Source organism: Planktotalea arctica, assembly GCF_002105285.1.
Classification (GTDB): domain Bacteria; phylum Pseudomonadota; class Alphaproteobacteria; order Rhodobacterales; family Rhodobacteraceae; genus Planktotalea; species Planktotalea arctica.
This window is the reverse complement of record NZ_MUHR01000028.1, coordinates 1-12,202: the sequence shown is the minus strand read 5'-3', so window position 1 is coordinate 12,202 and position 12,202 is coordinate 1. Positions and strand designations below refer to the sequence as shown.

General features: G+C 54.9%; 12 protein-coding genes. All 12 read left to right on the top strand.

What is annotated here, in order from left to right; genetic code table 11:
- The first annotated feature begins 470 nt into the window (after positions 1 to 470).
- A complete protein-coding gene (locus B9P63_RS17170) occupies positions 471 to 1,592 on the top strand; it encodes an MHYT domain-containing protein (protein WP_085311078.1) in 1,122 nt (373 codons plus the stop codon).
- Between the two features lie 135 nt (positions 1,593 to 1,727).
- Entirely contained in the window at positions 1,728 to 2,582 is an 855-nt protein-coding gene (locus B9P63_RS17165) for an FAD binding domain-containing protein (RefSeq protein WP_085311076.1), read from the top strand.
- A 13-nt stretch (positions 2,583 to 2,595) separates the two neighbouring features.
- Positions 2,596 to 3,090, top strand: coding sequence for a (2Fe-2S)-binding protein (locus B9P63_RS17160; RefSeq protein ID WP_085311073.1), 495 nt, complete (start codon positions 2,596 to 2,598; stop codon positions 3,088 to 3,090).
- Positions 3,087 to 5,513, top strand: coding sequence for an aerobic carbon-monoxide dehydrogenase large subunit (locus B9P63_RS17155; RefSeq protein ID WP_085311071.1), 2,427 nt, complete (start codon positions 3,087 to 3,089; stop codon positions 5,511 to 5,513). Before B9P63_RS17160 ends, B9P63_RS17155 begins: the two co-directional genes overlap by 4 nt.
- Before the next feature lie 51 nt (positions 5,514 to 5,564).
- Entirely contained in the window at positions 5,565 to 6,440 is an 876-nt protein-coding gene (locus B9P63_RS17150) for an AAA family ATPase (protein ID WP_085311069.1), read from the top strand.
- Positions 6,437 to 7,618 (top strand): vWA domain-containing protein, encoded by a 1,182-nt coding sequence (locus tag B9P63_RS17145; protein ID WP_085311067.1) that lies wholly within the window; start codon positions 6,437 to 6,439, stop codon positions 7,616 to 7,618. Before B9P63_RS17150 ends, B9P63_RS17145 begins: the two co-directional genes overlap by 4 nt.
- On the top strand, positions 7,615 to 8,394 hold the full coding sequence (locus B9P63_RS17140) for an XdhC family protein (protein WP_085311065.1): 780 nt from the start codon (positions 7,615 to 7,617) through the stop codon (positions 8,392 to 8,394). The genes B9P63_RS17145 and B9P63_RS17140 overlap by 4 nt, the downstream gene beginning before the upstream one ends.
- Positions 8,387 to 8,998 carry a nucleotidyltransferase family protein gene (locus B9P63_RS17135; RefSeq protein ID WP_085311063.1) on the top strand — a complete coding sequence of 204 codons (612 nt, stop codon included), beginning with the start codon at positions 8,387 to 8,389 and terminating at the stop codon, positions 8,996 to 8,998. Before B9P63_RS17140 ends, B9P63_RS17135 begins: the two co-directional genes overlap by 8 nt.
- A 109-nt stretch (positions 8,999 to 9,107) precedes the next feature.
- Entirely contained in the window at positions 9,108 to 9,560 is a 453-nt protein-coding gene (locus B9P63_RS17130; protein ID WP_085311061.1) for an SRPBCC family protein, read from the top strand.
- Positions 9,541 to 10,524, top strand: a complete 984-nt coding sequence (locus tag B9P63_RS17125) for an XdhC family protein (protein WP_085311059.1) — start codon at positions 9,541 to 9,543, stop codon at positions 10,522 to 10,524. Before B9P63_RS17130 ends, B9P63_RS17125 begins: the two co-directional genes overlap by 20 nt.
- An 879-nt stretch (positions 10,525 to 11,403) precedes the next feature.
- Positions 11,404 to 11,709: a thioredoxin domain-containing protein gene (locus B9P63_RS19360; RefSeq protein ID WP_217806526.1), complete on the top strand. Its 306-nt coding sequence runs from the start codon at positions 11,404 to 11,406 to the stop codon at positions 11,707 to 11,709.
- 9 nt (positions 11,710 to 11,718) lie between these two features.
- The gene (locus B9P63_RS19355) at positions 11,719 to 12,033 is read left to right on the top strand and encodes a DsbA family protein (RefSeq protein ID WP_217806525.1); all 315 of its coding nucleotides are present in this window, start codon (positions 11,719 to 11,721) and stop codon (positions 12,031 to 12,033) included.
- Positions 12,034 to 12,202 lie beyond the last annotated feature (169 nt).

Sequence of the window (12,202 nt, the reverse complement as noted above, 5' to 3'; positions counted from 1 at the left end):
TTTGCCTTCAATAGAGAGAACCATCCACAGGGTTCCGAAAGGCGCGAATCTGTGCTATGTCTTCATCATGGCCTTGCTCCCCGACCGACACCTTCAAAAAAACTTCTTCACCCTCGACATTGCAGACGTGGTTCCGAAGGATGACACCTCAACTATGGAGCACCCGATTTTTTCCCTGGCGACCAAACCGGACATGCGCCACCTCCACTATCAGAATGGCGAGAATACCTTCAATAAGTGCGTCAAGCGGCCCATTGATAGGATTCAGAAAATCACTCAATGGTTGCGCTTAAGTAGCTGTTTCAAGCCCCATCCAGCAAAGAGGATGTAGGGAGGTAATGCCAACGAATAATGCCCGCAATTTAGCTCCAGCTTCTAATAGCCTGGCATACTTGGTTGATGGCGTAAGATTGAGTTGACAGCCAAACTTATGGGTTTGATTTGTTCAAGATTTGGTGCATGCAAGCGACATGGAATTTCTAAACTTTAGCCATAACACTGCACTTGTCATCGCCTCGATCGTAGTTGCCATCGTCGCGGGCTTTACTGGTTTGACGTTGTCTAAGGATCTTTCCAAGCAAAGCGTTTTGCGCCGCAAAGCGTCGATTGCAATGTCAGCGGTCGCTTTGGGCGGTGGCATTTGGTCGATGCATTTCGTGGCAATGCTTGGGATCCAAATGCCGGTCCTATTTTACTATGATGCCGCGATAACGCTCGCGTCCGCTTTGCTGGCTATCCTCATTGTGGGGACCGCTTTGCTGCTACTTCACTTTCGCGAACGAACGCCTTTCACGTTGTCGGCGGCAGGTGCGTTGGTTGGATGCGGCATACTAGCGATGCATTATATCGGGATGGCGGGCCTTCAATTGTGCCGCGCTGTTTATACGCCCCTTGGCATCCTTTTGGCTGTCGTTTCCGCCGTGGTTCTTTGTATAGCTGCGTTCTGGATTGCCTATGGCCGACGGACCAATCGTAACATCTTGCTGGGAACGCTGTGCTTTGGGGCAGCCGTCAGCGCCGTTCATTTTGCGGCTATGGCTGGTACCAATTTTGTCGCCACTCCCACGCAGCAAGAATTCGGCCCAGCGATGAGCAATGAAACACTTGCGATGGGTGTCATTCTTTCAAGCTTTGTCATCTTCGGTGCGTTCCTTTGGATGGGGGTTACGTTTTTTGCACCAACTGGAGTTGAGGCAGTACAGCACCCCATTGCCGCACAAACCTCAAATGAGAGCGAGACTGCTTTCAATCCAACGCCGGCAACCGTCAGAATTCCTTGCGACCAAAACGGCGTTACGAAATTGATAGCCCCCGAACAGGTCGCTTTTGTTCAGGCCGAAGGGCATTACACCAACGTATTCACCAAAGACGCAAAATATTTTTGCGGTTGGTCAATTACCAAAGCTATTACGCGGCTAGAAGCAGCTGGCTTTATCAGGACCCATCGCAGCTATTTGATTAATCCTGCGCAGGTTAATGACTTTGAGCGACTCAAAGACACGGGCATTTGTCGCTTTGCTGCGCCGCATTTACCGCCCGTCCCAGTCAGCCGGTCGCACCTAAAAGGTGTCCGCGACGTACTTGGCCTTTAGCATTTCGCACTTCGAGCAGCCTTGGGCGCATTTCGTGAAAAATCCAGATGATCTCGTTGAATAACGCAAGCGTCGGCATGTCGTCGCGTACCATGCTTCCTTCTGAACTTAATTGCGGAAACGGGAGGCGAAGCAATGATACCAGCGGCGTTTGAGTACTACAGGCCGACAGATATGGCAGGCGTAATCGCCCTGCTTCAAGAACATGGCGATGATGCGCGGGTCATTGCGGGTGGGCACAGCCTGATCCCCATGATGAAATTGCGGATGGCCGATGTGCCCCATCTGATCGATTTGCAAGCCATCAAAGGTCTGAATGGGATCGCCATCACAGACGGCACCGTCACCATCGGTGCGATGGTGACACAGCACGAGATCATCAATTCTGCCGAGATGGAAAAGGCTGCTCCGATCATGAAGGAGGCCGCTCTGCAAATTGCAGACCCACAGGTCCGTTACATGGGTACCGTGGGAGGCAACGTCGCGAACGGCGATCCCGGCAACGACATGCCTGGCCTGATGCAATGCCTCAACGCGCAATTCCACCTGACGGGCCCTGACGGGGACCGGACAGTTGACGCCCGTGATTTCTATGAGGCAGCCTATATGACCGATCGCGAGGACGAAGAGGTTCTGACCGCAGTGAGCTTTGCAGCCCCTGTCGGCGGCTTTGCCTATGAAAAGCAAAAGCGCAAAATCGGCGATTACGCGACGGCTGCTGCTGCCGTGCAAATATCCAAAGAGGGCGGCAAAGTGGCTGCGGCCTCAATCGCGATGACCAATCTTAGCGATACTCCGGTTTGGTCTGACAGCGCAGGCGCGGCACTTGTTGGCACAGCATGCGATGACGCAGCCGTGAAAGCCGCCGTCACCGCCATGCTGGGTGACATCGATCCAACAGAAGATAACCGCGGCCCCGTGGCATTCAAACGCCACGCCGCTGGCATCGTTCTTGGCCGCGCCATCACGCGCGCTTGGTCACGGGCGTAGAGGAGAATTAAACATGTCAAAGAAGATGCACGTCAAACTTAACGTCAACGGTGAAGATCACGAATTCCTCGCAGAGCCACGCGAACTGCTGATCTACGCGCTGCGCGAAAAGCTGAACATTACCGGCCCACATGTGGGCTGTGAGACGTCCCATTGCGGCGCTTGCACCGTAACGATGAACGGCAAATCCGTGAAATCCTGTACTGTCTTCGTGGCCCAAGCGAACGGGTCAGAGGTCACAACCGTCGAAGGCCTTGGCAACCCGGATGCACTGCACGTTTTGCAAGAAAACTTCAAAGAACACCACGGCCTTCAGTGCGGGTTTTGCACCCCCGGTATGATTACCCGCGCCGCCAAACTGTTGGAAGAAAATCCCAACCCAACCGAGGAAGAAGTGCGCTTTGGAATCGCGGGCAATTTGTGCCGCTGCACAGGCTATCAGAACATCGTGAAATCAATCCTCTCAGCAGCGTCTGAGATGAATGCAGCCAAGGAGGCGGCCCAATGAAGGACGAAGTCACACGCGAAGAACGGGTCGCTGGCCTGAAAGGTCTGGGTTGCTCGCGCAAACGGGTCGAAGATGCACGCTTTACGCAAGGCAAGGGCAACTATGTCGACGACATCAAACTGCCCGGCATGTTGCACGGCGATTTCGTACGCTCGCCCTACGCGCACGCACGTATCAAATCGATCAACATTGACGCGGCTATGGCGCTGCCCGGTGTCACGGCCGTTCTGACAGCCAAGGACCTCGAACCGTTGGGCCTGCACTGGATGCCCACGCTGGCTGGTGACAAACAGATGGTTCTGGCTGACGGCAAAGTACTGTTCCAAGGACAAGAAGTTGCCTTTGTTGTGGCCTCCGATCGCTATGTCGCCGCGGATGCGGTTGAGCTGGTCGAGGTGGATTACGAAGAACTCGAAGTCATCGTCGACCCATTTAAATCGCTGCAATCGGATGTTGTCCTGCGCGAAGATCTGGTGGCCGAAGATGGCTCTATCCCCAACGGCGCGCACGGCCCCCGCAAGCACCCCAATCATATCTTCACTTGGGAAGCTGGCGAGGAAGAAGCAACCAATCAAGTGATCGACAACGCCGATGTCGTGGCCACTGAAGAAATGTATTATCATCGCACCCACCCGTGTCCGCTAGAGACCTGCGGTTCTGTTGCGTCGATGGACAAGGTTAATGGAAAACTGACCCTTTGGGGCACGTTCCAAGCGCCGCACGTGGTGCGCACAGTTGCGTCGCTGTTGTCAGGGATCGAAGAGCACAACATCCGTGTTGTGTCCCCCGATATCGGGGGCGGGTTTGGCAACAAAGTTGGCGTTTACCCCGGCTATGTCTGCTCAATCGTCGCATCCATCGTCACGGGTGTGCCTGTGAAGTGGGTCGAAGACCGGATGGAAAACCTGATGTCCACCGCCTTTGCGCGCGACTACTGGATGAAGGGCAAGATCAGCGCCACCAAAGAAGGCAAGATAACCGGCCTTCATTGTCATGTGACGGCAGACCACGGCGCGTTTGACGCCTGTGCGGACCCGACAAAGTTCCCAGCGGGTTTCATGAACATCTGTACAGGTTCTTATGACATCCCCGTCGCTTATCTGGGCGTTGACGGTGTCTACACCAACAAGGCCCCGGGCGGCGTTTCATACCGCTGTTCATTCCGCGTCACTGAGGCTGTATACTTCATTGAACGTATGATCGAAGTCCTCGCGATTGAGTTGAACATGGACCCCGCAGAACTGCGCTCGATCAACTTCATCAAGAAAGAGCAGTTCCCATATACGGCTGCCCTTGGTTGGGAATACGACTCCGGCGATTATCAAACCGCGTGGGACAAGGCGTTGTTGGCCGTCGACTACAAAGGTCTGCGTGCTGAACAAGCTGAACGGGTCGAAGCGTTCAAACGCGGCGAAACCCGCAAAGTTATGGGCATCGGTCTGTCATTCTTTACCGAGATCGTCGGCGCGGGCCCTGTGAAAAACTGCGACATCCTTGGGATGGGCATGTTTGACAGCTGCGAAATTCGCATCCACCCAACTGGGTCAGCAGTGGCACGTTTGGGAACAATCTCTCAGGGTCAGGGACACGCGACAACCTTCGCGCAAATCCTCGCGACCGAGATTGGCCTGTCCGCCGAAAGCATCACGATCGAAGAAGGTGACACCGATACAGCGCCTTACGGTCTGGGCACCTATGGCTCTCGTTCTACCCCAGTTGCGGGTGCAGCGGCGGCAATGGCGGGTCGCAAAATTCGTGCTAAGGCGCAGATGATTGCGGCCTATCTGCTAGAAGTTCACGACAATGACGTGGAATTCGACGTGGACCGGTTTGTTGTCAAAGGAACACCTGAGCAGTTCAAGACGATGAAGGAAATCGCTTATGCCGCATACAATCAGGCTATCCCGGGACTAGAGCCAGGTCTTGAAGCGGTCAGCTACTACGATCCGCCCAACATGACCTATCCATTTGGCGCATATGTCTGCGTCATGGACATCGACGTCGATACTGGCGTGCCTGAAATCCGCCGTTTCTATGCGCTGGATGATTGCGGCACGCGGATCAACCCGATGGTCATTGAGGGTCAAATCCATGGTGGCCTGACAGAAGCGCTCGCCGTCGCCTTGGGGCAAGAGATTGCTTATGACGACATGGGCAACGTCAAAACAGCCACGTTGATGGACTTTTTCCTGCCTACCGCTTGGGAAGTGCCAAATTACGAAACCGACTTTACCGTCACCCCAAGCCCGCACCACCCGATTGGGGCCAAGGGCGTCGGCGAAAGCCCACATGTCGGTGGCGTGCCTTGCTTCTCGAATGCGGTGCAGGATGCGTTCCGTCCGTTTGGCAACCGTCATACCAATATGCCCCATGATCATTGGCGCATTTGGCAGACAGCCAACAATCTTGGCATGCACGACTAAGGTATTGATGCGGGCTGCCATGCGCGGCCTGCATCGTCTGGGAGGACACCGATGACTTGGACGACGTTACAAACGGCTATGGCCGATCAGGGGTATATCGCCTCGGGTGATCTTTCGATGGCGCTGCATTTGTCATTGTCGTTGGGCCGCCCTTTGCTGTTGGAAGGGGCCGCTGGCGTCGGCAAAACCGAAGTTGCGCGGGTCTTGGCGGCTGTCCAAGAAACCCAGCTCATCCGCTTGCAGTGCTACGAAGGACTGGACGCCGCACAGGCAATCTATGAGTGGAATTATCAACGCCAACTTCTGGCAATCCGCGCAGCATCTGAGGATGGCGAGACGGGTAAAACCGTTGAAGCGCGGATATTCTCAGACGAGTTTTTGCTTGAACGCCCGTTGCTCAAGGCGATCCGCCAAGACAAAGCACCGGTTTTGCTGATTGACGAGATTGACCGCGCCGATGAAGAGTTCGAGGCATACCTGCTCGAAATCCTATCAGAATTTCAGGTGACCATTCCCGAAATGGGCACGATCACCGCAACGACGCGCCCCATGGTTATCCTAACCGCCAACGGCACGCGCGACCTTAGCGATGCACTACGACGTCGTTGCCTCTATGCCCATGTTCCATACCCCGATTTGGAAACTGAACTCTCCATTTTGGTAACGCGCTACCCCGAAATAACAGATCGGCTTTGCGCCCAAATCGTCGGGTTTGTGCAGGCCTTGCGCAAACAGGAACTCGAAAAGAAACCTGGCATCGCCGAGATGCTTGATTTTGCCGCCGCTTTGATGGGCCTTGGCGTGGCCGACCTGACGCATGACCCTGCCATTTTGCAGGCAACGCTGACGACTTTGCTAAAAACGCACATGGACCGCGACGCTATCCCCACAGAAATCGCACAACGCTTGGCAGGGAAAGCCGCATGAACCTTGTCACCAAATTCGCCGCGCGCGATCCGGGACCAGCTGCGCGCATGGCGGGGTTCGTGGAACACTTGCGCGATAATGGCCTACGCCTTGGTGTGGGCGAAACCGGCATTGGGCTACACGCCTTGACCCATATTAACGCCACCAACCCCCAAGATGCGCGCCGTGCCCTGAAGTCCGTGTTTACCGGCTGTGCCGAAGAAGCGGCCCAGTTTGACGGGTTGTTCAACAGCTTTTGGATGAATGGCGGGCGGGTAAAAACCCGCGTGACCGCAACAGCGATCCCCAGTCAAAGCGAAAACGTACATTCCAATCGCGAGACCCGCGAAGAGACCAGCAGTGGCACGGACGATATTAGCGCCCCAGACGGTGGCGATGGCGAAGCGGAAAGCGATGGCGAGGGCAAATTGGTTGCAACAGATGTCACCAACCTGTTCAAGAAAGACCTGCGCGAACTGGTTCGACCCGAAGATATCGCCGAAGCGGAAAAGATCGCGCTGCGCCTTGGGGCAGCATTAAGGGATCGCCGCTCTCGTCGTCGCAAAGCCGCGCGCAAAGGCGATCAAATCCACTTTCGCAAAGTCATGCGGCAAAGCCTTGCAACGGGTGGCGAACCTTTCGCACTGCCCAAACGCCAGCGGCCCGACCGCACGCTTCGGATTACCGCGATCTGCGATGTGTCGGGATCAATGACCGTCTATTCACGCATTTTTCTGGCGTTCCTTGCAGGCCTTATGCGCGCCGATTCTCGTGCCGATGCCTATCTGTTCCACACCCGCCTTGTGCGGATTACCGAAGCCATGCGCGACACGGATGCACTGCGCGCGCTGGCGCGATTGTCATTGCTGGCCGAAGGTTTTGCAGGCGGGTCAAAGATTGCGGAAAGCCTTGATACCTTTGCAAGCACCTATGGCCGTCGTTTTGTTGATAACCGCACGGTCGTTATGATCCTGTCCGACGGCTATGACACCGCATCGCCCGACGGGATTTCCGCCGCGCTCGCCCGCTTGAAAAAACGCGGATGTAAGATCATCTGGCTTAATCCGCTGAAAGGCTGGGACGGCTACGCGCCGACCGCCCAAGCGATGGCAAGCGCCTTGCCGCATCTGGATCTGTTCCGTGCTGCCAATACGCTAGGCGACTTGGCAGCGCTTGAGACCGAAATGGCGCGGCTATGACACCCAAACAGATCATGGACCACGGATTGAACGAAGGCGAAGATTGTTTCGCCATCGCCACGATTGTACGCACCGCAGGAACCACATCAGCCAAACCCGGTGCCAAGGCGTTGATGCGCGAAGATGGAACGATTCTTGAAGGGTGGCTTGGTGGTGGGTGTGTACGCGGGGCGATCAAGGAGGCGACCATGCGGGCCTATGCGACGGGACATCCCCAATTTATCTCAGTCGCTCCGGAAGAGGACCTGAAGGAAAAGGGCGTGCGAGCTGGCGATGACGTTGATGGCGTTCGCTTTGCACGCAACGGATGCCCGTCTAAAGGCACCATCGACATCTTTATCGAACCTCACCTTCCCACACCAGACTTACAGGTCTTTGGGGACTCACCCGTTGCCGAAAAATTGAAAGAGCTTGCACCGCAATTTGGCTGGGCTGTCGCAGCCGCTCCCGTGGATGCCCCTTTGGGCGCACGCACACCCAATCGCGCAAGGTACCTTGTGATTGCAACGCAAGGCCAAGGTGATCTTGCCGCGTTGAAGACAGGATTGGCTGAAACGAATGATTACGTCGCCTTTGTCGGCAGCTCCAAAAAGTTTGCGAGCCTTTCCGATAAGCTGATCGCTGCAGGCACCGATCCCGCACAAATCGCTGCTGTCCGTGCGCCAGCAGGACTGAATATTGGCGCAGTCACACCTGCTGAGATCGCGCTGTCGATTCTTGCGGAACTGACACAGGTCAAACGTTATCCTTTGTTAAAAGTCGCCCAAAATGGATAGTTTTGGCGCGATCATTTTGGCTGCAGGTCTGTCGCGGCGTATGGAAGATCGTAACAAATTACTGTTGCCGATCCACGGCAAACCGATGATCCGTCACGTCGTTGAAACCTACAATGCGGCCTTGGACGGTCAAGTATGCGTCGTGACAGGATTTGAATCCGATAGGATCGAAGCCGCCCTTGACGGCTTACCTATCCAGTTTGTTCACAACGCAGATTTCGACGCGGGGCAACCGTTTTCAGTCCACGCGGGGCTTCTTAAGGCACGCGGCTCGCAGCAATATCTGATCGGGCTTGGCGACCAACCACAGCTGACAACAGACGATCTTCGTGCTTTGATTACGGCGCATTTAGCGGGGGACGTTCAGAAAATCTCAATCCCTCACCAGAACACCAAACGTGGCAATCCCATCGTTGTGCCCGCGGCCATACGTGCTCGATTGTTGGCAGATGAGGCCAACCCTGGCTGTGGGAAATTCACGCGGGCGCATCCTGAACTGGCCCAGCATATCCCAATGACACAAGCTGGCTTCTTCAATGACATCGACACGCCCGCCGCGTTTGAGGCCTTCGAGCAAATGATACCGCAAAAGGATCTGACATGAAAAAACTACGCACCTATCTTCGGGCTTTACGCCAGAAATGGGCCCTCACCCCTGCGCAAGCAGAAACGCTTGTGTCCATTAAATTCCCCTGCTGTTAGGAAAACAATCCATGGAACTTAAAGACGAAATCATCATCAATGCGCCTATGGCCCGCGTTTACGAAGCATTAAACGATCCCGATATCCTCCGCGAATGCATCCCAGGATGTGAAGAACTGATCCAACATTCGGACACTGAACTTGAGGCAAAGATCTTGCTGAAAGTCGGCCCAGTGAAGGCACGCTTTAGCGGAGACGTTCAGCTCGACAAAAGTGGTGCACCAGACGCGTTTTCGCTAACGGGACAGGGCAACGGTGGTGCTGCGGGACATGCCAAAGGCGGAGCAGATGTCACACTGGTTGCAGACGGTGACACAACAATTCTGAGCTATGACGCCAAGGCGCAAATCGGCGGTAAGCTGGCACAGCTGGGCAGCCGCCTTATCCAAAGCACGGCGAAAAAGCTCGCGGCCAAGTTCTTTAAGAAATTTGCCGAAGTGCTGGATGAAGAAACGGTTGGTTAATCCCATCACATATCAAGACCACGCGGTCGACGTTTTGGCGCAGGTTGCTACCTATGTGCAAACAGGGCAGCGTTTTGTGTTGGTTACGTCGGTGGATATCAAGGGCGGCAGCGCACGTGATCTGGGATCACTGGCTGTCGTCAATGATACGGGCGAGATGACGGGCTATATGTCCAACGGCTGCATTGATCAGGATATCCTGCTTCAGGCATTGGAATGTTTACAGTCGGGATCAGCCCGTTTGTTGCGTTACGGAGATGGGTCACCCTTCCATGATTTGACTTTGCCTTGCGGTGGAGCATTGTCGGTGTGGATTGACCCTGCACCCGACAAAGCAGCGCTTGGGGCAGCCTACACTGCCTTGTTGGCACGCAGGCCCGCATCCCTGACGTTCCATCCCAAAGCAACTGAGGTTGCTTTCGCCCCGATCACGATTTCCTATCAGCCAAAGGTGGCCCTGACTCTTGCTGGGCGGGGCGCTGTTTTTCGAGCTACCGCCAAAGTTGCTCATGCTATCGGATTTGATGTGACTGGCTTTTCCCCTGACATTCATGACCTCGCTGCAATCACGGCTTTTTGTAAAGACGCCCCAACGCATGTGACGTCTCAACGAAACATCACCACACTAGATCTGGACAAGGCCAGTGGTTTTTTAACTCTGTTTCACGATCACGATTGGGAACCTGCGTTCCTTATCGCGGCGCTGGCGACCACGGCCGGATTTGTCGGGGCGTTAGGCAGCCAGAGAACCCACGCTGCTCGGCTTGTCCAGTTAGCTGACATGGGTGTATCGGATCGGGATCAGCAGCGCATTAAGGGGCCAATTGGCCTCGTACCTTCGCTGCGAAATGCCGACCTGATTGCAATCTCTGCGTTGGCTGAAATCGCGCAGGCCTTTGCGTATGGCCAACAATTGGTCGTTGACGTTCAGCAGGCCGATCAAAATGCGCAACTTTCCTTTTAGATAGCTGCTCCAAATCTACCTTCGGTCTCCCAATTTCCATTTGAAGAAGGAGGGCTGGCAATTAGCTCGCTCCTTTGGGCGGGTTCAGCGTTTTCCTTACCCGTTTCTCAATACCAGACATTCGCTGCACCACAGAAAGTCGGCAAAGAGGGCTCCAAGTCGCCCGATGCTGGTGCAGCGTCACTGACGACGAAGGCTATTTCCAAGCAGCCGTTCGCCTAGTGGGCTACGCAACTGAAATTTCGCGGTTTCTGCGGATGCGCCGACATCCCCGCTTCAACAGCCGGTGTTGAGGCACCGCGCCACGAATTCTTACGGCGAGCGCACAACGTGAATTCACTTCTTGTGCCGCGTGCGCTCGCGGCGTTGACGTTCCTGCATTTACTAAATTGAGCGCACCGCGCCGCAGCCAGAAAAGCGGCCACTCTTACAAGGCGCAGCGATAATTTTTTGGTCAAAGAGCAAGTTGCGAAAAACGCTGCCGTTCCGTGGGCCATATGCTACGGAAGAACCTGATTGCTGCTGAGCAACTGGAAGTCCCAGTTCGGAGTCTAGGCTCTAAACCCATTAATCTGCTTGATGCCGTTCGGGTTGCATGATTCAAGCTCCCATGAACAAACGCCTCACCATTCTGAGCGCAAGGTTTCTCAACTTTTGACAAAGCCGATAAAATGCGCGGTACGAACTCAATGGGGTAAGGCGCAATGATGTCTCAAGCCGACGTCATCCAACAATTCCGTCTGGGGTTCAAAACGCTTGATCAACAAGCGAAATCAGGCAATAGCGACGTCAAACGACATACCACTTGAGAAATGTCACTGAAGACCGCATGATTTTTAATGGCCCCGACACAGTTTGGGCCGGACAGGAGACGCAGGGATGACCTTGACCGTGACGCTTTACTGGTCTTTCCGCAGTCCGTATTCTTATATCGTGCTTCCAAGGATTGCAGATATGGCCCGGACGTTTGATGTGGAAATTGACCTTCGGGTCGTGCATCCGGCCGCTATCCGCAATCCTTCATATTTCGCCCGGATGGACACGATCGCGCGGCCATATTTTCTGAAGGACACCGCGCGGGCGGCGGCGTTTCATGGTCTACCGTTCAGACGCCCCATCCCTGACCCTATCGTTCAGGATCAGACAACGCTTCGTCTGGCCGAAGATCATCCGCTTGCACGCTGACTGGGGCATTTGGGCATTGCCGCAACCGAGGGGGGGAAGGGTCTTGAATTCGCGCAAGAGGTTGCAACGCTGCTTTGGGATGGCACAGTCACTGGTGGGAACCAAGGTAGCCATCTTGCCGACGCCGCCCGGCGCGCAGGGCTCGATCTTGAGGATATGGACACCGCAATCCAAAATGCGCCGGAGGCGTTTGAGGCAAAGCTGACCCGGAATGACGCCGATCTGCGCGCTGCAGGCCATTGGGGCGTGCCCACCATGGTGTTCGAGAACGAGGCGTTTTTCGGTCAGGACAGATTTGATGTGCTGGTCTGGCGGCTCACATAGAAAGGGCTTGCCGTCCGAAACGGCGAGACATGAGTTATCGGGTTTGGTGCTGAATCTAAAACCATCAACTAAAATGCAGCTGGTCTTGCCAGAATTCGATTAAGCTTGCTTGTCCGGGAGAAATAGAGATGGATATTTAATACGAGAGAAGAGAGTGTCCGATCTTCTG